The organism is Geodermatophilus maliterrae (assembly GCF_041018925.1).
Taxonomy (GTDB): Bacteria; Actinomycetota; Actinomycetes; order Mycobacteriales; family Geodermatophilaceae; genus Geodermatophilus; species Geodermatophilus maliterrae.
In genome coordinates this window covers 1-24704 of record NZ_JBFNXQ010000057.1, presented here as the reverse complement: position 1 = coordinate 24704, position 24704 = coordinate 1, and the positions used below count along the sequence as shown (strand labels likewise).

Below are 24704 nucleotides of genomic sequence, written 5' to 3'. Positions count from 1 at the left end.
CGAGCTGAGGAGAACGCATGGACTCGCCCGATCCCGTCGCCGTCGTCGGGATGTCGTGCCGGTTCGCGGGCGGCATCGACTCGCCCGGGGAGTACTGGGACCTCCTCCGGGAGGGCGGGAACACCATCGGCAGGGTGCCGGAGGACCGGTGGCGGCCCTACGCGGAGCGGGGTCTTCAGCACGCTGCCGCCGTCCGGGACGCGACCCCCTTCGGCGCCTTCCTCGACGACGTCCGGGGGTTCGACGCGGAGTTCTTCGGCATCACGCCCCGCGAGGCCGCGCTGATGGACCCGCAGCAGCGGATCGTCCTCGAGCTCGCGTGGGAGGCGCTGGAGGACGCCGGCATCCCGCCACGGACCCTGGCCGGCACCGACACCGGTGTCTACATGGGGGTCGGGGCGGACGACTACGGCCGCAGGCTGCTGGAGGACCTGCCCGGCATCGAGGCGTGGACGGGGATCGGCGGCTCCCTCTGCGCCGTGGCGAACCGGGTCTCCTACACGCTCGACCTGCGGGGGCCGAGCATGACGACGGACACCGCCTGCTCGTCGTCCCTGGTGGCCGTCCACCTCGCGGTCACGGCACTGCGTGCGGGGGAGTGCCGGGTGGCGCTGGCCGGCGGCGTGCTGGTGATGGCGTCACCGGCGCTGTCGCTGGTCCTGGATGCCGCCGGGGCGACGGCCCCCGACGGGCGGTGCAAGTCCTTCGACGCCGCCGCCGACGGGTACGGCCGCGGCGAGGGCGGCGGGGTGGTCGTGCTCAAGCGGCTGGCGGACGCGCGACGTGACGGGGACCGGGTGCTCGCGGTCATCCGCGGCAGCGCCGTGCACCAGGACGGTCGCACCCAGGGCATCATGGCGCCCAGCGGCGCAGCCCAGGCACACCTGATGCGCCGCGTCTGCGAGCGGTCCGGCATCGACCCGGCCACCGTGGACTACGTCGAGGCACACGGGACCGGCACGAAGGCCGGTGATCCCCTGGAAGCCGGCGCGATCGCCGAGGTCTTCGGCGCCGGACGCACCCCGGACCGGCCCTGCCTCATCGGGTCGGTGAAGCCGAACATCGGGCACCTGGAGGCCGGGGCAGGTGTCGCCGGCGTGATCAAGACCGTCCTGGCACTCCGGCACGGCGAGATCCCGGCGAGCCTCAACTGCCCGACCCCCGACCCGGCGATCCCCTGGGCCACCAACGGGTTGCGCGTCGTGACCGACCGCACGCCGTGGCCGGAGTCCCGGGGACCGCGACGGGCCGGCGTCTCCAGTTACGGCTACGGCGGCACGATCGCGCACGTCCTCCTGGAGGCCGCGGACGAGGCCGACGGCCGGACGGGTGAGGAGATGGTGCCCGGCCGTCCCGCGGTGTTCCCCCTGTCCGCGGCGAGCCCGGCCGCGCTGCAGGGGTGGGCCGGTCGACTCGCCGCCCGACTCGGCCGGCGAGGGGCTCCGGCGACGGCCGGCGTCGGTCGCACGCTGGCCCGTCACCGGGACCACCTCCCCGTGCGGGCCGCGGTGGTGGCGGCCGACCGCGAGCAGCTGGCCCGTGGGCTGGCCGCGATCGCGGCGGCCGAGCCGGCCTCGATCACCGGGACGGCGCTGCCGGCCGCGGACCGCGGACTGGTGTGGGTGTTCTCCGGACAGGGCTCCCAGTGGACCGGTATGGGGCGCGAGCTGCTCGCGACCGACCCGTGCTTCGCCGAGGTCGTCGACGCTCTGGAGCCGGTGTTCCTCGAGGAGCTGGGGTCGTCCCTGCGCGAGGCCGTCCTCGGTGACGGCCCACACCCCACGGACGTCGTCCAGCCGATGATCTTCGCGATGGGGGTGGCCCTCGCCGCCACCTGGCGCGCCCGCGGGATCGTCCCGGACGCGGTCATCGGTCACTCGGTCGGCGAGATCGCCGCTGCGGTCACCGCCGGAGTGCTCAGCCTCGAGGACGGCGCCCGGCTCGTCTGCCGCCGCTCGGTCCTGCTGCGCCGGGTGGTCGGCCAGGGCGCGATGGCCTGGGTCGGCCTCTCGCCGGACGAGGCGCGCCGGCGGCTCGGCTCCCGGACGGACGTCGTCGTGGCGGTCGCCTCGAGTCCTGCGTCCTCCGTCGTCTCCGGGGACGTCGACGCCGTGGAGGAGCTCTGCCGGCAGTGGGCGGCGGACGGGATCGACACCCGGCGCATCGACTCCGACGTGGCGTTCCACAGCCCGCAGATGGAGTCGCTCGCCAGCAGCCTCGCCGAGGCGGTGTCCGATCTGCGACCCGGCGCCCCGGTCCTGCGCAGCTACTCGTCCACGCTCCCCGACCCGCGCTCGCGTGCGGCGCGGGACGGCTCGTACTGGGCCGCCAACCTGCGGGGGGTGGTGCGGTTCCAGCAGGCGGTGACGGCAGCGGTGGAGGACGGCTACCGGCTCTTCGTGGAGGTGTCCCCGCACCCGGTGGTGACGCACTCCCTCCGCGAGACCCTCGACTCCGACGACGTGGCCGGTTCCTTCGTCGGCGCGACCCTGCGCCGCCACCGGCCAGAGCGGCGGACGCTGCTGGAGAACCTGGCGGCGCTGTACTGCCACGGCGCCGGGGTCGACTGGTCGGCGGCGTGGCCCGGCGGCGCACCCGTGGAGATCCCCACGACGGTGTGGCAGCACCGACCCCACTGGGTCGAGGAGCACGTGGAGCGGTCGGTGGCCACCCGACCCCACGACCCGCGGAGCCACACCGTGCTGGGAGGGCGGAGCGCCGTCCACGGCTCCTCGCCCGCGCAGGTCTGGCGGACCCGCCTCGACCGCGCGTCACGCCCCTACCCCGGTGAGCACCCGGTCCGGGGGGTGGAGATCCTGCCGGCCGCCGTGCTGATCGCGACGTTCCTCGCCGCGGCGTCGTCCGCCACCGGGGAGGAGGCCGACCTCGCCGACGTGACACTGCGGACCCCCGTGAGCCTCACCGATCCGCGGGACCTGCAGGTCGTCCTCCAGGACCGGACGGTGCGGCTGTCGTCCCGGCCGGCGGGTTCGCGGACGGACGAGCAGGACTGGCTCACCCACACCACGGCCGTGGTGGTCCCGGCCACGGCACCGTCCTGGCCGGGACCGAGGGCCACCCTGCCCGAGGGGTCGGAGCGGCCGGGCAGCCACGTCGAGGACCGGCTCGCCGCCCTGGGAGTGGCGGGGATGGGTTTTCCCTGGGCGCTCGAGCGGCTGCGGTGCGCCGACGGCGCGCTCACCGCGACCGTGTGGGCCGACCCCGGCGGGAGCGCGGGCCCCGGGAGCTGGGCCCCCGTGCTGGACGCCGTGCTCTCGGCTGCGTCGGTGGTCTTCCCGGGCCCGCCGGTGCTGCGGATGCCGGCGCACGTGCGGCAGGTGACGCTGGCGGGCGCCGCCCCGGGGCGCGCCGCCGTCACCGTGCGCACGACCGGCCCGGACGTCGTCGACGTGGAGATCGCCACCGAGGAGGGGGCGACGGTCGGTGTGCTGCTCGGCCTGCGCTACGGGACGCCGGACGGGGCGACAGCGGTCGTGACCAGTCCTCGTCGGACCGTGCACGAGTTGTGCTGGCGGCCCCGGTCCCGACCGCACCTGAGGGGCCTGGGCGCGCCGACGGTCCTGCTCGTCGGGCCCGACACACCACTGCGGCGCAGGCTCGCCGGCGGGCTGGCGGAGGCCGGACGTGCCCACCGGGTCGTGGAGGGACCGGCCGGACTCCGGACCGGCGAGCTGACCGGCGCCCACGCCGTCGTGGTGGTGCCGGACGGCGCCGGGGCGGTCGACGACGTCGCCCACCGCGGCGCCTGGTTGCTCGCCAGCACGGCGCAACGGATGGCCGGAGCCGGGGCGGCCACCCCCGGCAGGTTGTGGTGCGTGACCGAGGGGGTGCGCGAGGCCCTCGATGAGCGGGCCGTCGGGTACTGCGCCCTGTGGGGCATCGGCCGGGTCGTCGGCGGTGAGCACCCGGACCTCTGGGGCGGGATCGTCGACCTCGGTGGGTCGGTGGACGACGTCCCCCTGCTGCTCGAGGTCCTCGGCGGCCCCCGCGGGGAGGACGTCGTCGCCGTGCGGGACGGCGAGCAGTTCGTCGCCCGCCTGCACCGACCCGAGGGCGAACCCCACCTGCCGCCCGTCCGGTGCAGCCCCGACGGCACCTACGTCATCACCGGCGGGCTCGGGGTCCTCGGGAGGCAGGTGGCGCTGTGGCTGGCCGACAGGGGCATGCGCCGGGTCGTGCTGGCCGGCCGCCGAGCCCTCCCGCCCCGCCACGAGTGGCACCTGCTCGGCGATCCCGAGACCCGGGCGCAGGTGGACACCGTCCGCTCCCTGGAACGCCTCGGCGTCACGGTGGTCACCGTCGCCGTGGACGTGGCCGACGCCCCGGCGGCGAGGGCGCTGCTGGACGCGGCAGCGCTGGGCCTGCCCCCCGTCCGCGGCGTCGTGCACGCCGCCGGCGTCCTCGACGACCGGGTCGTGCGGCGTCTGGACGAGGGCTCGCTGCGCACCGTCCTCCGGCCGAAGGTGGGGGGAGCGCTGGTCCTCCACGAGATCTTCCCCCCGGGGAGCGTGGACTTCTTCGTGCTGTTCTCGTCCTGCGGCCAGCTGCTCGGGCTGCCGGGACAGGGCAGCTACGCCGCCGGGAACGCCGTGCTCGACGCGCTCGCCGTGCACCGGCGCGCTCGAGGGGACCGGGGCACCACGAGCCTGGGCTGGACGTCGTGGCGCGGACTCGGCATGTCCACCTCCTCTGCCGTGATCGACCACGAGCTGGCCGCCCGCGGCACCGGCGACATCACCTCCGTGGAGGCGTTCGAGGCATGGGAGTTCGCCGAACGCCACGGGTTGGGCTGTGCAGCGGTCCTCCGGACGGTCCCGCTGCGACCGGGAGACGAGCGCCCGGCACTGCTGTCCGAGCTGGAGGAGGGAGATCCCGAGCCCGCCGCTGGAGCCGAGGGACGCAACTGGCCGACCCTCTCCGGTGAGCCGTTGCGCGAGGCGCTGGCCGAGGAGGTCGCTTCCCAGGTGAGCGCCGAGACGCGATTCGCCCGGCACGAGCTCGACCGGCAGCGGCCGCTCGTGGAGATGGGCCTGGACTCGGTCATGACCGTGCAGATCCGACTGGCGCTGCAGCGGAGGTTCGGGGTCCGGTTGCCGTCCACGGTGTTCTGGGACCACCCGACGATCGACTCGATCGCGACCCTGCTCGCCGGCCTCGTGGTCACGCAGGAGGCGGCGTGAAGCGGGCGGACGTCGTCCCCTGGCCGGCCGAGACCGCTGCCGCCTACCGGGACACCGGGTGCTGGCGCGGGCGGGGCATGGGGTCGCGGCTGTGGGAGTGGGCGGACCGCTGGGGAGAGCGCACCGCGGTCGTCGACGGGGAGCACCGCCTGACCTACCGGGAGCTCGCCGAGCGCGCCGACGGTCTCGCCGACGGCCTCACCCGGTGCGGCCTCGAGCCCGGTGACGTCGTCCTCGTCCAGCTGCCGAACTGCTGGGAGTTCGTGGTCGTGACCCTGGCGTGTCTGCGCGCCGGCGTGGTGCCGGTCATGATGCTGCCGACGCACCGCGAGCGGGAGCTCGGATCGATCGGCGCCCACGTGCAGGCGCGGGCGCTGGTCGTGCCGGACAGCTGGAGGGGGTACGACCACCAGGCGCTCGCCGAGCGCCTGGCCGCGACGCTGCCCGGCCGGCCGCGCGTGCTCACCGTCGGGGACCACGTGCGAGCGGGCAACGTGGACCTCCGCGCGCTGATGCGTCCACCCGCGGACCCGTCCGTGACGCGGGCCCGGCTCGACACGCGGGAGCCGCAGGGCTCGGACCCGGCAGTCCTCCTGCTGTCCGGCGGCACCACGGGCCTGCCCAAGGTCGTCTGCCGGACACACGACGACTACGACTACAACATCCGCTGCGTGGTCCGGGCCTGCGGGTTCGGACCGGACACGGTCTACCTCGCCGTGTTGCCGGCCGGGCACAACTTCGCCCTGGCCAACCCGGGGATCCTGGGGACCCTGTACGCCGGGGGCACCGCCGTGGTGCTGCCCTCCCCGCGACCGGAGGCCGTCTTCGCGGTGGTCGCCGCCGAGCGGGTCACGGCGACCTCGGCCGTGCCGTCGGTGGTGCTGTCCTGGATGGAGCACGTCGCGACGCACGACGTGGACGTGACGAGCCTGCGCCACGTCCACGTCGGAGGGTCCGTCCTCGCGCCCGAGGTGGCCGCTCGCATCGGGCCCACGCTCGGCTGCCGGCTGCAGCAGGTCTACGGGATGGCGGAGGGTCTGATCTGCTACACGCCCGTGGACGCCGACGAACCGCTCGCGCACGCCACACAGGGCCTGCCGGTGAGCCCGTACGACGAGCTCCTGGTCGTCGACGCGGAGGGCCGACCAGTGCCTGCGGGCGGCGTCGGGGAGCTGCTGACCCGGGGGCCCTACACCCCCCGCGGCTACGTCGGGGTCCCGGGGACGAACGCGCAGGTGTTCACCTCCGAGGGCTGGTTCCGGACCGGTGACCTCGTGCGCCTGACCCCGGAGGGGGCGGTCGTGGTGTGTGGCCGGGTGAAGGACCTGGTCAACCGGGGCGGCGAGAAGGTCTCCAGTGCCGAGGTGGAGCTGCTGGTGCAGGAGCTGCCGCAGGTGGCGGAGGCCGCGGCCGTGCCGATGCCCGATCCGGTCCTGGGGGAGCGGGTCTGCCTGTTCGTGCGGCTGCACGCCGGTCGCTCCCTCGATCTCGACCGGGTCAGGGCGGCGCTCACGAGGCGCGGGCTGGCCGCCTTCAAGCTGCCCGAGCGACTCGTGGTTGTGGCGGCACTACCGCACACCGCCGTCGGCAAGCCGGACAAGAAGCGCCTCGCGCACCTCGTCGCGCACCTCGTCGCGCACCGGGACCGGGAGGACGTGACGGATGCACCCCGTGCGGCGTGAGCTCGTCACGAACGACCGGGTGGTGCTGTCGTGCCCCCTTCCCCGCGGTTAGCGTCGGCGGTCACCGACGCCCGGGGGTGAGGACGGATGAGCGCACGCAGGATCGGCACTCGGGAGGAGTGGCGGGAGGCACGCCTCGAGCTGCTCGAGGCCGAGAAGGAGCTGACGCGGCGCAGCGATGAACTGGCGCGCAGACGCGCGGAGCTGCCGTGGGTCCCGGTGCAGGAGACGTACCACTTCGAGGGCGCCGACGGGCCGCTGTCGCTGCCGGACCTCTTCGCGGGCCGCTCGCAGCTCATCGCCCACCACGTCATGTTCCCCGGCTGCCCCAGCTGCGCCGGCTTCGTCGACGGCCTGGACGCCGCCGCTGCCCATCTCGCGGGCAACGACGTGACCCTCGCCTGCGTCTGCCGCAGTCCGATCGGGGAGCTCAGCGCCTTCCGGGACCGCATGGGGTGGACGATCCCCTTCTACTCGTGCCCGGACGGGCGTTTCCAGTACGACCACGGGACGTCGTTCACCGACGAGCAGGTCGCCGCAGGGCCGGAGTTCAACTTCCGGCAGCTGCCGCCGCTACCACCTGACAGCGGCTTCCCCCGGGACCTGGGCGGTCTCACGTGCTTCGCGATGGAGGGCGGCCGCGTCTTCCACACCTACTCCACCTACGCCCGGGGCGTGGACGCGTCGTGGACCATGTGGCAACTGCTCGACCGTGCCCCGAAGGGGCGCCCGAGCCAGGGCTTCACGCTGCGGCTCCACGACGAGTACGGCACCGCCGACACGTGACTGGCTGAAGGGCACGAGGGGAGAAGCCGGTCGTCCACCGCGATCCGAGAATCGTCGGCAGCTCGCCGTTCCGGTGGACCGGGGCGGACAACTGCCCGAGAGGATCCCGATGCGCATCGCGCTCGCCATGTGGCCCGCCCCTGCCCACCTCTACCCCTTCGCGCCGCTGGCCTGGGCACTGCGAGCTGCCGGACACGACGTCTACGTGGTCTCGCACCCGTGTTTCGCCGATGCCGTCGTCGGGGAGGGTCTGCCCTTCGCCTCGGTGTGCGACGGGAGCGTCCCGGCGCCGGTGGGCCCGGGCGGGGTGTACACCGCCGAGCGCGCCGAGGTCGCCCGTGTGTCACAGGCGCTCGACCTGTCGGATGCCGACCGCGTCACCTGGAACACCTTCAGCCAGTTCTTCCTGGTCTCGATGTGGGACTTCACCCCCTACCGGGGCTCGGCGGCCGACCCGCTGCCCGTCATGGACGGCATGGTCCGCTTCTTCCGCGACTGGCGTCCGGACCTGGTCATCTGGGACCCGTGTCTCCCCGGGGCGGCCATCGCCGCGCGGGCGTGCGGCGCCAGGCACGCGCGGTTGTCCGGGCCGGACGTCGTCGGCTGGTCGATCGACACGTTCGAGCGGCTGGTCTCCGGGCCGGACGCACCCGAGCTGCCGCACCCGATGGTGGAGACCCTCCGGGCCATGGGGGAGCGCTACGACGTCCCCGTCGACCACGAGACGCTGTTCGGGCAGTGGACCGTCAACCCGATGCCGCCGGCCCTCAACCTCCCCGGCTACGACAGGCTCCGCACCGTCCCGATGCGCTGGCTCCCGCACGCCAAGCAGGACGCCACGCCGGACTGGCTCTACCCCGTGCCCTCCCGGCCCCGCATCGCCCTGTCCCTGGGTGTCTCCACCCGTGCCTTCCTCGGCGGCGACTGGAGCTACGTCCCGGTGCTGCTGGAGGCGCTCGGCGGGCTGGACGTGGAGGTCGTGGCGACGCTGAACGACGTGCAGATGGCGGACGTGAGCACCGTTCCCGACAACGTCCGCGTGGTGGACTACCTGCCCCTGAACCAGCTGGGTCCCACGTGCTCGGCGGTGGTCCACCACGGCGGCCTGGCCTCGATGGCAGCGGCCGCTGCGCTGCGGCTGCCGCAGCTGATCGTCGACTTCCTGGATCGTCCGGTCGTTGCCGAGACGTCGGAGGACGGCGTGGTGAGCGCCACCCGGTACGCCCTCGCGCCGATCACCGGCGCCTACGTGACCCACCACGGCGCCGGCGAGGTGGTGGACCTCAGCAAGGCCGGGGTCGAGGACGTCCGGGCGCAGGTGTGTCGTGTCCTCGGGGAACCGTCGTTCCGCGAGGGGGCGGACCAGCTGCTCGCCGACCAGCTCGCCTCGCCCAACCCCTCCGACGTCGTTCCGGTCCTGGAGCGACTGGCCCGGGCAGCCTGAGGGGTCCGTGATGAACCGACCCGTCACCGGCTTCCTGGACCGGCCGGGTGGGCGCCTGTACCACGAGGTGTGCGGCAGCGGCCCGCCGCTGCTGCTGATCCCCACGGGGAACGGGGATGCGGGGCCGTACCGGCCGGTCGCGGGACTGCTCGGGAACCGGTACACGGTGATCACCTATGACCGGCTCGGCTTCTCCCGCAGCAGCGTGGACGGCCCCGTCGACGACGACCAGCGGCTGGACGGTGAGGTCGACGACGTCCGGGCGCTGCTCGACCACCTGGTCGGTGGGCCGGCGCACGTGTTCGGCACGTGTACCGGGGCGACCATCGCGCTCGCCCTGCTCGCACGCCTGCCCGACCGGGTGCGACTGCTGTTCGTCCACGAGCCACCGGTGGTGTCGGTGCTACCCGAGGCGGCCGAGGAGATCGCCTTCCACGAGGCCGTCTACGCCACCTACCGGCAGCAGGGGCTCGCTCCCGCGCTGGCGATGTTCAAGGGCTACCTCGGTGCCGACGGGGGAAACCGCCCTCCCGAGGCCTTCCAGCCACCCCCGCAGGAACTCCGGGCGATGCTCACCCGGATCCGCGACAACCAGCGATTCTGGATGGAACACGACATGCGGACCTTCCCGGCGTTCGTCCCGGACGTCGAGGCGCTGCGGACGGTGGCCGACCGCGTCGTGCTGCTCGGCGGGGAGGACTCGCGCCACCTCGCCGGCGCCCGTGTGAACGTCGTCCTGGCCGAGCGACTCGGTGTCGAGCTCGTCGACGTCCCGGGCGGACACCTCGGTCACGTGACGCACCCGCGGGAGTTCTCCGAACGGCTGGCGGTGCTGCTGGAGCAGCGGGGGTGACCGGCGTACCGGGATCGCGCACCCGGCGCATCGCCGTCATCGGAGGCGGCCCGGCGGGGTTGTTCTTCGCCCGGATGGTGGGTCTGCTGTGCCCCGGTACCGCCATCGACGTGTACGAACGCCGCGCACCCGGTCAGGCTCCGGGCTTCGGCGTCACCCTGTCGGCGCGGGCCATGGCCGGTGTCGCCGCTGCCGATCCGGACACCCACCACCGCATCGTGGAGGCGGGCAGGCCGCTGTCGGGGGTCGAGGTGCGGATCTCCGGCGCCCGCCTGGCCTACCCGGGGTTCGGTGCCACATCGGTGTCCCGCGCCGCGTTGCTCGGCCTGCTGGCCGACAGGGCTCGGGAGGTGGGCGCGCGGATCCACCACCGGCACGTCGTCGGCACCGGCGAGGACGGTCCCCGGATCGACGCCGAGGCCGACGTCGTCGTCCTCGCCGACGGGGCGGCCTCGGTGCACCGAGCCGCGCGCGCCGCCACGTTCGGGACGACCGTGCGTACCGGACACTCGCGCTTCGTCTGGCTCGGCACCTCCGCCGACTTCGGTGACGTCTCCTCGCTGGTGTTCCAGCCGACCGAGTACGGACCCATGGCCGCGCACTGCTACTCCCATGGCCCGGGAGCCAGCACGGTCGTCGTGGAGATGGACGACGCGACGTGGCGCAACGCGGGCCTGCACGGGGCCGAGGTCGTCGACGGGTCCGCGCTCGACCTGCTGTCCGAGGTGTTCGCCGAGCACCTGCAGGGCTCCCCGCTGGTGAGCCACCGGAGCCGATGGCGCCGTTTCGAGGTCGTCCGCAACCGGCGGTGGCACGACGGCCGCTCGGTCCTGCTGGGCGATGCGGCTCACACGGCGCACTTCACCGTGTCGTCAGGGACCAAGCTGGCCCTGGAAGACGCTCACGCCTTGGCGAGCGCGGTGGCGGAGCACGACGACCCACGGGCGGCGTTCCGTCAGTACGGAGCCCGACGCCACGGGCCGGTGGCCCGCACGCAGTTCCTGTCGGAGACGAGCATGCACTGGTGGGAGACGGTCCGGACGCGGATGCACCTGCCTCCGGAGCAGTTCGGCATGCACTTCGTCACCCGGAGCGGCGCAGTCGGTGCCCAGGGGCTGCTCCGCCGGTTCCCGGACCGTGTGGCCGAAGCCGAGGAGGAGTTCCTGCGGCGCAACGCGGGCACGGGTCAGCTCGCCGACACCCCTGTCGCTGCACCGCTCCGGCTGGGCGGTACGAGGTTCCCGTCCCGCCTGGTCCGTGCGTCCGCCGTTCGTGACGGGTTCCTGTGGTTGGAGGACCATGGCTCGACGGCGCGTGCCCGGTTCGGGTTCCTCCCCTCCCCGGAGGGGCCGGAGTGGTCCGCTGATGGGGACCGACTGGTGCTGACCGCACGAGACATCCGGGACCGCGGGGCGGCGGGGGTGGTGATCCCGGCCGGGCAGTCCTGGGACGAGACGACGAGGTTCGCCTCGCGGATCCGGCACGAGGCCGGCCTGGCGGTCGCCGTGGCGCTGCCGTCGGAGCCGGGGGCACACGTCGTCGGCGCCGGGGAGGCCGACCTGTGGTCGCAGGTGCGTCTGGCGTTGATCGCCGGCCGGATCGACCTGGTGGCCGTGCCCGGAGCTGCGGCCATCTCGTCATGACGGGCCGAACCGTCCCGGGACCGGTGGACGGCGTACCGGTGGACCCGCTCGGCGGTCGCCGCCTCGAGGCACCCTGCTCTCCCCGGATCCCCGTCGCGGCGGTGGACGATCACGTCGGTCGGGAGAGGTTGATCGCGGCTCCCGTGAGCGCCGTTCGTCCGAGGTTCAGGCGGTACTGGCTCTCCTGGCCGGTCGCCGCGGGACCCGCAGTCGAGAAGTAGTGCACGCCGGCCTGTCCCGGCTTGACTGGGGCCGTGGCTCGGACACGCGAGGGCAGTGGGATCCCTCCTCCGGGCCGGTGGCTTCGTGCGCGATGCCACCTCGCCGTGCACAGGTAGCGGGCCTGTCGCTGACTCGAGAGGAGGATCCCGATGACTTCTGCAGTCACGAGGGGCGTTCCGGTCGAACTGCTGCTCGAGCTGGATCTGGCGCGGGTGGATCTGGTCTGGGCCAGGCGCGCCCACTCGGGGGAGGACGACAGGGCTGGGCGCACGAGAGTCGCCAGGTGTCGGGAGCGGATCGACGCTCTCCTCGACATGTGGAACGACTCCGGGGTCTGTACGTCCGACCGCCTCGAGATCAGCCGCCCCGAGGAGTGACGACATCCCGCCGCGGCTCCGGTGAGGTCGCTGGCCGCCGGCGGGCAGGTCGATCCCGGACAGGTTGTCGCTCCTGAGGACGGCAGCACGCCGCGAAGACCCGAACGGGGATCACGACGGGGTGCAGGCGCAGCTGACTCGGCCAGGACGAGCGCCGCGTGCCGCGACACGCGGACCAGTGACTCCTCTGCACGAACGCCTGTCGGCGGGGATCGACGTCCGGCCCCGTCGCGGCAGATGGGCTCCAGGGGCGGGGCCGTGTACAGGCGCCGTCGACAACGTCCCACCGTCAAGACGCACGTCTCTCCCGAGAGGAACCATCGATGGCCGCTCACGTCACGGACCAGTCCGCCGCCCCGCCGATCGCCCGTCGCTCCGTCGCTCGCACACGCATCGTCGCGGTGGTGGGCGCAACCCTGGCCGCCCTTGCCGGATGGGTCGTCGCGGTACCGATCTCGGGCCTTGATCTCGAGGTCGCCAGCGGAGCGACCACTCGAACCGTCGGCGCTGCCGCCGTCCTGGGGGCCGGCTTCACTGCCTCTCTGCTGGGATGGGCGCTGCTGGCCCTCCTGGAGCGGCGGGCACCGCGCGCCAAGGGCACGTGGACGGCGATCGCCGTCGCCGCGCTGCTGCTCTCCCTCGTCGGTCCACTCGGTGTCGACGCGACCGCAGCGACGAAGGTCACCCTCGCACTCCTCCACGTGGTGGTCGCGGCCGTGCTGATCCCCGTTCTCCGCCGGACCTCTCGCACCCGCCGCCCCTCGCGCTCGCGACCACGCGAGTGAACACCCAGCGGTGAGACGACGAGTGCTGTCGCGGTGATGGAGGCGGCTCGACGCGGGCAGCGGCGAGGCCCGCCACGCCCAGGCAGCTGATGAGCACGTCGCCGAACTCGCTGCGCAGGCGAGCGGATTCCAGGGCAGTGAGGTCAGCTCCCCTCCCGCGGTCGCCTGGGCAGCACGAGAGCGTCAGCGGCGATCGCGGCGATCGCGGCGATCGCGGCGATGCGCTGTGGTCGTGGCAGGGCATGACCACGCAGCTCCGAGTGGGACGTCCGGGTGTTCCGGTGAGCGGCTGGTCCGTACACGTCGACTCCGACGACCCTGACCGCCCTGCTCGTCAGTACCGGCCTCGTCAGTACCGGCCTCGTCGGTGCTCGGAGCCGCCGCGCCGACGCCCACGCACACTCCTGCGCCGAGCGATCCGACGGCTGGTGCCGTGCGGCGGCCGGCCCAGGACCCCGACAGGGGCTCACCGAGCCCCGGTCCGCACCCGTCCGACCTCGTCGTCCTCAGCCGCCCCTCACGGTGCACGCCCGAAGCAAGGGAGACCTCGGAATGACTCTCACCCAGCCCCGGCGCACGACCGGGGTCTCACCCGCGCCGGCGTCGCGGCGGAGGAGCCTGGTTGCGCTGTGGGCCGTCGTCGGTGGCACCCTGCTCGCCGTCGTCTGGTCCTACCGCCTGGTCGACGACACCATCGGTGACAACGTGGCCAACGGCATCCTCGGCTACGACGCGGAGGAGACCGCGATCAGCGGTGCCCTGACCGGCGCGCTGTTCGCTCTCGTCACAGGCCTGGCCGGTACGTTCACGGCCTGCAACATCGCGGTGTTCGGGGTCCTTCCCGAGATGACCGGCCGGGACCAGGGCCGGCTGCGGGCGGCACTGAAGCCGATGGGTTGGCTGGCGATCGGCATGCTGGCGGTCTCGGCGGCCTACGGGGCGGCCGCCGTCCTGATCGGACCGTCGCTACCGCAGCTGTCCGCCGACACCGTCGGTTCCGGGATCCCCGTGCGACTCGTCCAGGCCTCGGTCACGTTCGGCGTGATCGGCCTGGTCTTCGTCTACCTCGGCCTGGTCTCCCTCGGGTACCTGCGGGACCCCTTCGCGGCTCGCCCGCGCACCCGGATGATCGTGGTCGGCGCACTCGTCGGCGGCTTCCTCGTGGGCCGGCCCTACCCACTGTTCGCCAAGCTCCTCGGGTACGCCATCGAGCAGGGCAACCCCCTGTACGGATCCCTCACCTTCGTCCTGCAGTCCGTCGGCAACATCCTGGTGATGGGCTTGCTCGCGGCCGCCCTCCTCGTCGTGGTCACCCGCACGCGCTTCGGCCGGTGGATGGCCCGACCGCAGAACGCGGCGCTCGCCGCTGGCTCGGCTCTGGTGCTCTTCGGCACCTTCCTCGTCGTGTACTGGGACCTCAGGCTCCCGGCGATGTTCGGCTACGGCTGGTTCCCCAGCATGCCCTGGAACGTCTGACCGGATCCCGCGGCGGGACGCTGAGGGCACCACCGCGGGTCGCCGCCCCGCCGGCCCACCCATCGGCGAGGCCGAGTACCACGGCTCGGACCCGTCGCGGGGGATCGACCGCGAGCTGCACCGGGCAGTGGTGGTCAGAGCGAGGGGCGGACAAGGCCCCTACCTGGCCGCATCGACCCGTCCGGCGTGCCCGGTCCATGACCAAGGGAGCGTAAGGCAGGGGTCTCCAAGGGCCTGGAACGGGCCTTCGGGAGGCTCCTCCAGTGCTGCTACAGGAGAGCTGACAGGTTGCGGGAGTGCGTGGAGCGGGTGACCGGGATAGAACCGGCATGGCCAGCTTGGAAGGCGGGATCCTCCCGGCTCGTATGCGCTGGTCAGCGGCGGTATTTGGTCTTCGGAGGGCCGTCCGTGACCCAGGTATGACCCAGGGTTCCGGCGTGACCCACGCGTGACCCACCGCGGCATGTCGTTGCTATTCGTCCTGCTTCGGGTCGTCGTCCGATGGGTTTCGTACTGCGCCCAGCATGGCGTCGAGGGCACGGGCGATCTCGGCGTCGCGGTTCTCCGCGGCGTGCTGGTAGAGCAGGGCCGCGGCGGGGGAGGAGTGGCCGAGCCGGCGCATCAGCTCCTTGGTGGTGGCGCCGGTGGCCGCGGCGAGGGTGGCGCCGGTGTGGCGGAGCTCGTGCGGCCGGACCGCCGGCAAGCCGATGGCGTCGGCGGCGCGACGGAAGGTCAAGTTCCAGTTGCTGCGGGCGAGGTAGCCGCCGGAACTGGTGGAGAACAGGAGACCTTCTGGAGGAGCGGGGACGTGCTTCTCCAGGTGGTCCGCCAGTACCGCCGCGATCCCGGCCGGAAGGGTCACTGTCCGATGTCCGGCGTCGGTCTTGGGCTCGCCGACCACCCACCGGCCCTCGACGCGCCGCACGGAACGCTCGATGCGCAGTCGACCGCCGGGGAGGACGTCGGACCGGCGTAGGGCGGTGGCCTCGCCGAACCGGAGGCCACCGAAGGCGAGCACGAGCACGAGGGCCCGGTAGCGCTCGGTTCTCCGGTCTTTCTCCAGTTGATCCGCCAGCAGCATGGCCTCGGTCGCGGTGAGCGCACGGGAGGGACGGGAGGCCTTGGGCGTACCGGCGCCCCGTAGCCGGCACGGGTTGGACGAGATGACCTCGTCGGCGACCGCCACGTTGAGAATCGCCCGCAGGAGCCGGTACGCCTGAGCCACCGCCGTGGGGCCTGTCGTCCGGCCGGCCTTGGAGTGCCACGAGCGGACAGCGGCCGGCGTGACCTCGTCGACGGGGACGTCCGCCCACGGCCCGGCGAGGTGGTGACGCCACAGGCCGGCGTACAGGACTCGGGTGCTCGCACGGAGGTCGTGGCGGGCGAGGTAGTCCTCGGCGTACTCACCGACGGTGCGGCTGCTGACGTTCGGCGCTCGCCAGCTCTTGCGGAGCAGGTCGGTCTGCTGGGTGGCCAGCCATGCCCAGGCGTCGGCCTTGGTGGTGAAGACCTTGGCGTGACGTCGACCATCAGGGCCGCGGTACCGAGCGCGAAGGCGACCGCTGGGGAGCTCGTCGACTGTCCCGAACGTCCGCTTGGCCACGCCGCGACCCTGCCGGGAGCGTCAGCGGTTGTCCGCCGTCGTTACCGCTGACTGTGGACGCGGCCGGCGTCCACAAAGGCGTCTAGCGTCGCGCGCTCCAGGCGCACAAACTTGCCAACTTTGACGTAGGCGATGCGGCGTTCGGTGATCAGTCGGCGGATGAACCGCTCACCGGTGCCCAGGTACTCACCGGCCTGCGCAACCGTTAGCAGCGGGCCGCGGTCGAGCTCCTGACCCTGTGCCGCGCGCGACGTCATGCAGTCGAGCGTCGTCGGCGTCCTCCAGTACTCCTCCAGCCCTGCTTCCGGTCACTGTCTCGCCGTGTGATCATCGAATGCGTGAGTGCGGACCCGGGCTTCGAGGTCGTGGTGGGTGCTGATGGCGGCATCGCACCCGAGGAGCTGGCACGCCATGGTGTCCGGCCGGGCGCGCACCTGCGCATCGTGGCTCGGACCGCACGCCCGCCGATCCGGCAGGCTTACGGCGCGCTCCGCGGAGAGCTGCCTGAGGTGTCCTGGGAGGAGTTCGAGGCGGCCAGCCGCCTGGCCGTCGAGGACGTCGAGTCTGGTCCGACGCATCCCGACCGGTGAGGGTCGTCGCTGACACGCATGCCCTCATCTGGTTCCTCGAGGCCGACGAGCACCTGAGTGCGCGAGCCCGGGAGGTGCTTGAGCAGGCCCAGCAGGATCCCGACGGCGGCATCGTCGTCTCCATGGCGAGTCGCCTCGACCTGCACTACCTCCAGCGGGCCGGTCGCTTCAGCCCGGCTGACGTTCATCGCTGGTGGGCGGTCACGGAAGACCCGAGCTGGAACATCAGCTCGGCCGCGATCACGGGTCCCGTCGTGGCCTACTTTGACGCGGCGGCGTTGGCTGCGCTCCGGGACCCCTGGGACCGGCTGATCACCGCGACGGCGATCGATCTCGGGGCTCCGTTGGTCACCAAGGACCGCGCCATCACCGCCATCGGGCAAGCCGGCCCAGTCGAGATCATCTGGTAGCCGGCTCGCCTCCACGTCCCCTACGGCCTCCCCTCGACCGCCTCCGAAGGCACAAGATCACGAGCCGTCACACCTCATGCATTCGCGGTCCGTGGAACTCGTTGTGACGAGTGAGCGGGCGACGAGAGTGGATGCGTCACGGCCTGGCGCGGGACGATCGCGCCGTGGCTGAGCGATCGGGCGAGGATCCGGACGTTCTGCACCGCAGAGCGCAGATCGCGATCCTGTCCGGGCTGGCTGGCGGGAACGAGGACGCCTTCGAGCTCATGCTGTCGGTCCGCCCGTGCGACGTCCGCGGCCACTTCACCCCGGACGTCGCGCTGCTGGAGGTGGCAGCGGCGGCGCTGGGGCTGGCCTGCCCGCCGGGGAGCGACCGGCTGGAGTACGAGGGGCTGACGGATCGCTACCTGGCCGACCATGTGCTCGACGGCCGCACCGTGCGCCGCCGGACGCAGTACGCCATCTACGCGGCAGCGTGCATGCGCGGCGGACTGCATCCCGATCTGCTGATGGAGGCCGGCGGCTGGGAACCGCGGCTGTGGACGTACGCCGTCTCGGCGGTCCTCCTCTACTGCCGCGCCGCCGTAGAACGCCTCGACCTGTCAGTACCGGCGATTGCCGTGCGGATCGCTGATCAGCTCGGCCTGGAGGTGCCCGCCGCGGACGGGGTGTCGGAGTAGCTACTGGCGTGGCTCACCACGGGCTGACAGCAGGAGCGCAGCCCCGACGGCTGCAGGACACGTCGAAGCGAACCGCCTCGCGGCTCGGCGACGCGCGCACCATCCTCATGGCCGCTGCGCGGCCCGCCACCACCTCCGGAAACACGTCCCAGCGAGTCCAAGGCTCCGGTATGCGCAGTGCCGTCCCTTCGCTCGCTCGCGCGTCATAAGCGTGCAGGTCCGGCGGTGCAAGACGTGTGTCGCCTCGTGATCTTGAGCTTCTGCAGTCGGGTCGGCGTGCAGCTGTTGCGCCGATGTGCGGCTGGTGGTGCTGGCATCAGGGGACCAGGCGTCGGGCAGGCCGGGTGCTTGCGAGGGGGCTCGGGGTGTCGGGCCGGATCGAACGCCGCGTCAGCTTCGCTGGGTCAAGCGGCGGCGGGGAGCGCTGTGCCGGCCTGGGGCGGCCCGGCGCACGACGGGTCGGCTGTCGGGTGGGGGCGGCGGCGGCGGCTGGCAGGCCGGCGGCGACGGTGGGATGACGGCTGCCGGGTGCCCTGGAGGTCGTCATGCGAAAGCGGGAGGCCTGCAGCTGGCGCTGGACACCGATGCCTGTATGCCTCATGCCTTCACCGCCACTGAGCCCGGCTGTGCGTACGGGGCCGAGCTTGCTCACCGAGCGGCGGACGACCGGCACCGTCTGTACCTGCACGGGGGCACGCCGGTCGCGTCTGTGATGGCCCACAGTCCGTCGCTGGTCAGGTGGTGGAACGGGAACGCTGGGTGGTAGCTGGTCCGCGGCGGGCCAAAGTCACGCAGCAGCCCGCGGACCGGCTCCTCCAGCTCGGCGAAGGTCACCGGGCCGGTACGTCCGTCCTCGACGCAGCCGAGCACTCATGGGGGCAGCAGCGGCTTGTGCGGCGCGCGCTGCCCGTCCCGGACCCCGGTACGGAAGCCGCGGACCCGCTTGAGCCACCGCTGCGTCGCCGGCTCATCGGGCCCGCCCGTCGCGACAGGGCACAGCGGTGGTCATCGGCAGGCCTGCCGCTCCAGGAGCCTGGTCGAGACGACCTACCTCGTACGCTCCCATGCGATGACTGTGAACGACCCGCCCGAGAGCACGCAGGGAGATCGAGCAGACGACGTCCATACGGTCGAGTCCGAGGCTCATGACTCTCAGGTACCGGATGAGCCGGCGGAGGCGACGGGATCGGCCGACCATGTGGAAGCGCCCGCCCCCGCGGAGGCCACAGCACCACTGGCACCATCTCAAGGCTCCGCCAACGCTCCCGCGTCTGAGCCTGGCCTCCCGCCCACAACCCGAGCTCCTGGCCTGCTCGACGAGGCCCTCGCGGCCGAGATGCAGCGCGTGCAGGCAAACCTCCGGGCGATCACCGGAACCGACCGGGTGCAGGAGGCGATCCGGGCGATCACCGGAGCCAGCCAGCTGCAGGAGAACCTGCGGAGCATCTCCGGGACCGACCAGGTGCAGGAGGCGATCCGGGCGATCACCGGAGCCAGCCAGCTGCAGGAGAACCTGCGGAGCATTTCCGGGACCGACCGGGTGCACGAGGCCATCCAGGCAATCACCAAGAGCACCCTGGCGGCCAACGTCTCGCGGATGGCGCAACCACCGCTGTTCGAGCAGATCACCGGGCCCAACATGCAGCTCCTGCAGGCGGTGCTTGGAGAGGCCCACACCTCACCGCTGGCGGCACAGATGCGCCACCTCTCCGGGGCGATCGAGGAGCTGGCCGCTGCCGTTCGACCGGACGCGCCACTCGTCGTCGAGCAGCTGAAGGTCCTTGACCGGATCACGCCGTCCGTTCTGCACCCAGTACAGCTCGCGGCCACCGCGAGCCTCGCGCGCGCGGCCCTCCCGAACACCGGAGTGGAGACCTGGCGGCTCTCCCTGCTCGCCCAGGCCGACGTCTCGCATCTGATTGACGTCCGGCCCGCCCAGATCGACGCCGCACTGCTCGATGTCCTCGGGATACGCACCCGTGCCGCCGCCGGCTTCGCCGAGCAGCTTGCCGTGTCCACGCCCGATCGGGCGCTCGCCGCCGCGACCGCGCACAGCACGAGGGCGTGGCGTCGGTACCTGACGCTGACGCCGACGCCGCACCGGGTGGAGATGTCGGCCGCCGCGAGCGCGACCGTCGGCGGGCTCATCGGCGGTGAGGTGCTGATTCAGGCCACCGGCGACGACAGCGAACAGGTCGCGACCGACGTCGAGAAACAGCTCATCGGCCCTTGGCACGACGGCGCGATGGCCGCTCGCCTTGAGCTGTTCGAGGCCCTCCGGCTCATCGACACGGCCATTGTCGCCTTCATCGAGGGCGGGTGGGACGACGTCGTACGCGACGGCGCCGCCGCAGCGTCGAAGATCGCTCACTGCGTGGTCGAGGCCGTCGATCACACCCTCCGTGCGCTCGCGCCGCCGGAGGACGCCCTGGCGTGGCTGCACCGCGAGGGCAGGAGGCCGACCACAGCCGAGCTGCACGACGGAAAGCCCACTCGCTCGGCGCGGATCGCGTTCGCCCTGCGGAACCGCTCCGGCGACCGTCGCCTCGTACAGAGCCAGGCCGAGGCCCTGTCCGCCCTGGTGGCCCGGGTGCTCGAGCAGGCTCAGGGGATCAAGCATGCGCCAGGGGAGGCCACGGTCGCTCAGGCCCGGATGCTCCTGGTGACCGTTGAGTCGCTGCTGATGCAGCTCGTCCTTCCGTAGCGACGACGGACTGCTCAACGAGCGGCGGCATCGGTTCGCGGAGCAGCGAGCGGTTGCGAGACCAGTCGAGGAGCCTGCGCCACGCGCATCGTCTCTTTGGCCGCCCTTGAGGCGGGCTGGGCGAGCGTAGGTGTCCTCAACCGGTTTGTCGGCGGGTATGCAGCTACACCCGATGGTAAGACTGTCACACTCCGTCCGACATTAAGGCGAGGTGACTCGTGCGGCGAGAAGAGTTCGAGAGTCGTTTATTCTCGATACTTGAAGGGCAGTCCGCACTTCCGTATCTCTTTATAGGCAGCGGAATGTCCCGTCGTTACCTTAGATTACCCGATTGGGCAGGCCTACTGAGACATTTCGCCGAGCAGATCGGCGCAAGCTACGACTATCTCGCGGCGACTGCCAACGGGGACTACCCACTCATCGCTCACCTTCTCGCCGAGGAATTCCATGCGAAGTGGTGGACGGACGATCAGTTCGCACCCAGCCGAGACCGTAATCGGTCGGAGACGCTAAACAGGGAGTCGGCGCTCAAGATCGCCGTGTCTCAGTACATAGAGGACAATCAGACCCTTGAGGCAGGCCGCCCAGGCGTCGACGATAAGGCACTCGCCTCCGAGATCGACTTGCTACGCAACGGCGTAATTGATGGCGTCATCACTACGAATTACGACTCCCTTACTGACCAACTCTTTCCTGACTTCAAGGCCTACATAGGCCAGGACGAGTTGATGCTGAGCGACGCGCAGTTCATCGCCGAGACATACAAGATTCACGGCAGCGCGTCCAGGCCTTCTACCCTTGTGCTCACATCCACCGACTACGAGGCGTTCCGTCAACGGGGGGCCTATCTGGCGGCCAAACTGCTGACTATCTTCGCCGAGCATCCGGTGATCTTCCTTGGGTACAGCATCACCGATGAGTACATTCAGGAGATTCTTCGGAACATCGCGCTCGCCGTGGGCCCGACAAGGCTGGGTCGTTTAGCGGATCGTCTCATCTTCGTAGAGCGGAACGCCGAGGGATTCGAACCGGAGATGGGGCCTACCACAATGGCCATAGGCGGAACTGGACTGCCGATCCTGCACATATCGATAAATGATTACTCCTTGCTGTACGGAGTCCTCACGCGACTTCAGCGTCCTTTTCCCGCGCAGGTACTACGGAAGCTGCGAGAAGTCGTCTACAACCTCGTAGCGGAACGCGACCTAAGCCGGGAAGCAGTGGCAGCCATCCCGATCGATGCGCCTGGCGCAGAAGGTTTGAAGGTCGTCTTCGGTGTCGGCGAGTTCTCACCTTCGCAGACGCACCAGATTGCTGAACTGGGGATCCGAGGTATTAGCCGGACGGACCTCGGACTTGACGTGCTGGGGGCAAGTGACAGTCATTATGATGCGGAGAGCGTGCTTACGCTCGCCGTTCCATCGATCAGGAGCCGGTCCGGTGGCTCTGGTTACATCCCAGTCTTCAAGTACCTCAGGGAACTCGGGCGCATTGGGCCTGGCGGAGAAGTTGACTACTCCGGGATGCCCGCCGCTGTGGCGGCCTGCGTTGAGAGGATAAGCACCCTTCGCCTCAATCCGTCGCAGCGACAGCGATTCGCGCGCGATGTCGAGGGGCAGCACTCAACTCCGAGTTCCGTTAGGCAGTCTGGCCTGGCTCTCTATGTACAGATGGAGGCTCTGCTCGCGCTCGACCCAGCGGGCTTCTCGCTGGACGAGTACAGGCAAACTCTCATAGACCTGCGTCAAGAGACTGAGGGGACTGGACACGAACCTGCTTGGTGGAAGGTGCTCTGCCGCTATGACTACTTGCGGAACGGTACGGATGCCCCTTAATCGCCCTGACGGTATGGATAAGCCTTGGTGGGTCGCGCGGTAGATCGCAGGTTCCGGCTGCCCTGGTTCACCCCGGTAGCGGAGGTCGCTGTGCGGGCGCGCCACGCTGGCCAGCGCCTACTGGCTCTGGGAGTCCGGCGTCCTGCAGGAGGTGGTCGCCTCCACGACCGGAAGCGGACGGCCACCGCCGTGCGAGAGCAGAATGGATTGCGCTCGACTTCCCCGCGGTGCCCGCCACGCACGTGATGCCGTCGCCGAAGCGCCTGGTCGGCCAGCCTCGCTGGCCCAGAGCCCATGTGGACGGGCATCACTAACCCTTCAAGGCCGGTGAGCGCAACATGCTCTCGGTCCTCGAGTCGGAGGACGCCGCGCGCGACCTCTCGCCCGACCTGCAGGCGGTGGCGCGTCTGGCGGTCGGCGGTCTGATCGTCACCGCCAGGCGTCGGGCCGGCGGAGTCGTGTCGCGCTACTTCGCCCCCGCCTACGGGATCCCGGAGGACCCGGTGGCTGGGTCAACCCATTGGACGATCGGCCCCCACTGGCGTGCCAAGCTCGGGACCACGGTGTCCGCTGAGCAGGCGTCTCCACGCGGGGGAGATCTGACCGTCATCACCACGGACGCGGGACGGGTCCTTCTGGCAGGAAGGCACGGACGGCTGCCACCGGGTACCTGCTCTGACCGATATCTGGACCGCCATGCCGCCGCCTACGCCGCGGTCGGGATGAGTCGTTCGTCATCCCCATGACGAAGGCGACGGCCACATGCAGCACCCGCACTCCCAAGCGTCTCTAACACGCCCGAGCGCGTGGACGTCAGTCAACGACCAGTCAACAAGACTGCCGTTCCGAACCACTGTCGGCCACACCTGGCCAACGCTGAAAGTGCTGGTCAACCGTTACTTTCCACAGCGTTGACCGACAATTTGGCGCGCCGGGGACGTTCCGCTTTTACGCCTCGCTTCCAGCCACCGCGTCGGCTGTGATCCTCAAGCATAGCCGGCCGGCCTGCGCGCCTTACCAGACTCAGACCCCGGCGGCGCTCAACGATCACTGGCGAGGCAGATGCCCCTCTGTCGGGAGCCGACAGTCTTATCGGCGGAGGCGAATCAGCACTGCGGAAGGCCCTGGCCCCCTCGGTCCGCAGGATCGGTCCAGGTCTCGGCCAGGTAACCGAACCGGCCGTCCGACCAACGAATGCCGTACCACCGGTCGGAAGTGAAGAGGCCGGGATTGGCGTCGTCGACGGTTGAGTCGTCTTGCCCGTTGGTGGTGCGGTCGCCGATCGTCTGGCAGGAGGCGGTGGCCGTGGCGCCGGTATTCATGTCGGTGCCGCTGAGGGCGCATCCGTTTTCACTGCAGTGGTTGGTCGGCGTCGTCGACAGGTAGGCAGGGGAGTCTTCGCGCATCTCCGACGACCCGTTGGTGACCTTGTTGTAGATCAGGACTTGCTCGGACGGCGCCTGCGGCTCAGCCGGAGCAGGGCCGGGTCCCGGGGCGTTTCCTGGGTCGCTGGTCGGGGCTTCGGGATCGCTGGGGGCCTCCGGCGCCTGTGGAGCCTGCGGCGCTTCTGGGGCGGGATCGATCGTGAACGTGGCCGTCACGTCCCGGCCGGTGGCCAAGTCGACCAGGTACGTGGTGTAGGTGCCCGCTGGGTCGCCTTCGCAAGACCACTCCCAGGGGAGGCTTCCATCGGAGTTCACGGTGCCGGTGGTGTCGAGGTTGGTGTAGGGCTGGCCGTCGGGGTAGGTCGCGGCGACGTTGTACTCGCCGCCCGCGGTGAAGTTGGCCGAGGAGGAAGTCAACGTTCCGCCAGCGGTCGTGCAGGTGCCCACGATCTCGAGATTTAATGGCGGCGGTGGGGGAGGGGCTGGCTCGTTCTCATGTCCGATGTGATCGCACTCGTCAGTGACCGGCTGGGGCTTGGACACCAGATCAGACCAAACCCATCCGCGCTCACCGGCGGCAGCGCCGTCGACCACGCTCACGGAGAACCACTTGGCGGAGGATTCGCCGCGGGGCGCTTGCGTGCTCACCCAGCACTGCATTTTGACCGTGGTTCCGGGATCCAGGCGAACCAGCACAAGGCAATTCAAGCCCCACGGGTTTTGCCCAACGGGCGCATCGCCCGGGATGGGACACGTGCGCAGGGCCACCGGGTCACTGCCAACGATGATTGTTGGAACCGACGCGTCAGTCTCAGCTGAGTCCGACTGGGTTGCGGCGGCCGGAGCCAAGCCGGGGTCAGAGCACCCGGCCACCCCGAGAAGCACGACTGTGAAGAGGACTCCTAAGAGAGCGCGAAGCAAGGGCTCCTGTCTAGGCGAGTCGAGCGTGTCCGTGTCGACTCGGCTCATGTGGTGAGTCTAGCCGCGTTTCTGGCCTACGAGACCGGCTTGCCATGGCGCGCACCTAG

Annotated in this window: 17 protein-coding genes and 2 pseudogenes; 15 read left to right on the top strand and 4 right to left on the bottom strand. The window is 71.2% G+C overall.

Features of this window, described 5'->3' with window-relative positions:
• Positions 1–17 precede the first annotated feature (17 nt).
• From ABQ292_RS16845 to ABQ292_RS16805, 9 genes are all read left to right on the top strand, one after another.
• The gene (locus ABQ292_RS16845) at positions 18–5201 is read left to right on the top strand and encodes a type I polyketide synthase (RefSeq protein WP_369208459.1); all 5184 of its coding nucleotides are present in this window, start codon (positions 18–20) and stop codon (positions 5199–5201) included.
• Entirely contained in the window at positions 5198–6883 is a 1686-nt protein-coding gene (locus ABQ292_RS16840) for a (2,3-dihydroxybenzoyl)adenylate synthase (RefSeq protein WP_369208457.1), read from the top strand. The genes ABQ292_RS16845 and ABQ292_RS16840 overlap by 4 nt, the downstream gene beginning before the upstream one ends.
• 87 nt (positions 6884–6970) lie before the next feature.
• Positions 6971–7669 carry a DUF899 family protein gene (locus tag ABQ292_RS16835; protein ID WP_369208455.1) on the top strand — a complete coding sequence of 233 codons (699 nt, stop codon included), beginning with the start codon at positions 6971–6973 and terminating at the stop codon, positions 7667–7669.
• Positions 7670–7778: 109 nt separating this feature from the next.
• Positions 7779–9113: a nucleotide disphospho-sugar-binding domain-containing protein gene (locus ABQ292_RS16830; protein WP_369208453.1), complete on the top strand. Its 1335-nt coding sequence runs from the start codon at positions 7779–7781 to the stop codon at positions 9111–9113.
• A gap of 10 nt (positions 9114–9123) precedes the next feature.
• Entirely contained in the window at positions 9124–9966 is an 843-nt protein-coding gene (locus ABQ292_RS16825; protein ID WP_369208451.1) for an alpha/beta fold hydrolase, read from the top strand.
• Positions 9963–11609: an FAD-dependent monooxygenase gene (locus ABQ292_RS16820; RefSeq protein WP_369208449.1), complete on the top strand. Its 1647-nt coding sequence runs from the start codon at positions 9963–9965 to the stop codon at positions 11607–11609. The genes ABQ292_RS16825 and ABQ292_RS16820 overlap by 4 nt, the downstream gene beginning before the upstream one ends.
• 371 nt (positions 11610–11980) lie before the next feature.
• The gene (locus tag ABQ292_RS16815; RefSeq protein WP_369208447.1) at positions 11981–12208 is read left to right on the top strand and encodes a hypothetical protein; all 228 of its coding nucleotides are present in this window, start codon (positions 11981–11983) and stop codon (positions 12206–12208) included.
• A gap of 323 nt (positions 12209–12531) precedes the next feature.
• The gene (locus ABQ292_RS16810; RefSeq protein ID WP_369208445.1) at positions 12532–12993 is read left to right on the top strand and encodes a DUF6069 family protein; all 462 of its coding nucleotides are present in this window, start codon (positions 12532–12534) and stop codon (positions 12991–12993) included.
• Positions 12994–13545: 552 nt separating this feature from the next.
• The gene (locus ABQ292_RS16805) at positions 13546–14469 is read left to right on the top strand and encodes a hypothetical protein (RefSeq protein WP_369208443.1); all 924 of its coding nucleotides are present in this window, start codon (positions 13546–13548) and stop codon (positions 14467–14469) included.
• Between the two features lie 472 nt (positions 14470–14941).
• Here ABQ292_RS16805 and ABQ292_RS16800 read toward each other — a convergent pair whose 3' ends face one another.
• Complete coding sequence (locus ABQ292_RS16800) at positions 14942–16072, bottom strand: tyrosine-type recombinase/integrase (RefSeq protein WP_369208441.1); 1131 nt, start codon at positions 16070–16072, stop codon at positions 14942–14944.
• A gap of 41 nt (positions 16073–16113) precedes the next feature.
• Complete coding sequence (locus ABQ292_RS16795; protein ID WP_369208439.1) at positions 16114–16329, bottom strand: excisionase family DNA-binding protein; 216 nt, start codon at positions 16327–16329, stop codon at positions 16114–16116.
• Between the two features lie 81 nt (positions 16330–16410).
• On the opposite strand from ABQ292_RS16795, the gene ABQ292_RS16790 reads away from it, so the two are divergent.
• From ABQ292_RS16790 to ABQ292_RS16780, 3 genes are all read left to right on the top strand, one after another.
• On the top strand, positions 16411–16662 hold the full coding sequence (locus ABQ292_RS16790; protein WP_369208437.1) for a hypothetical protein: 252 nt from the start codon (positions 16411–16413) through the stop codon (positions 16660–16662).
• Positions 16659–17072 carry a type II toxin-antitoxin system VapC family toxin gene (locus ABQ292_RS16785; protein WP_369208435.1) on the top strand — a complete coding sequence of 138 codons (414 nt, stop codon included), beginning with the start codon at positions 16659–16661 and terminating at the stop codon, positions 17070–17072. Before ABQ292_RS16790 ends, ABQ292_RS16785 begins: the two co-directional genes overlap by 4 nt.
• 164 nt (positions 17073–17236) lie before the next feature.
• Entirely contained in the window at positions 17237–17752 is a 516-nt protein-coding gene (locus tag ABQ292_RS16780) for a hypothetical protein (protein ID WP_369208433.1), read from the top strand.
• Positions 17753–18448: 696 nt separating this feature from the next.
• Here the strand turns inward: ABQ292_RS16780 and ABQ292_RS16775 are convergent.
• Positions 18449–18751: pseudogene (locus ABQ292_RS16775) on the bottom strand (phosphorothioated DNA-binding restriction endonuclease family protein); the annotation flags it as partial.
• A gap of 337 nt (positions 18752–19088) precedes the next feature.
• Between ABQ292_RS16775 and ABQ292_RS16770 the strand changes: the two are divergent.
• The 3 genes and pseudogenes from ABQ292_RS16770 to ABQ292_RS16760 all read left to right on the top strand — a co-directional run.
• Positions 19089–20456, top strand: coding sequence for a hypothetical protein (locus tag ABQ292_RS16770; protein WP_369208431.1), 1368 nt, complete (start codon positions 19089–19091; stop codon positions 20454–20456).
• Positions 20457–20674: 218 nt separating this feature from the next.
• Entirely contained in the window at positions 20675–22291 is a 1617-nt protein-coding gene (locus ABQ292_RS16765; RefSeq protein ID WP_369208429.1) for an SIR2 family protein, read from the top strand.
• Positions 22292–22626: 335 nt separating this feature from the next.
• Positions 22627–23037 (top strand): annotated as a pseudogene (locus tag ABQ292_RS16760) (PhzF family phenazine biosynthesis protein); the annotation flags it as partial.
• 360 nt (positions 23038–23397) lie between these two features.
• Here the strand turns inward: ABQ292_RS16760 and ABQ292_RS16755 are convergent.
• Positions 23398–24276 (bottom strand): hypothetical protein, encoded by an 879-nt coding sequence (locus tag ABQ292_RS16755; protein WP_369208427.1) that lies wholly within the window; start codon positions 24274–24276, stop codon positions 23398–23400.
• Positions 24277–24704 lie beyond the last annotated feature (428 nt).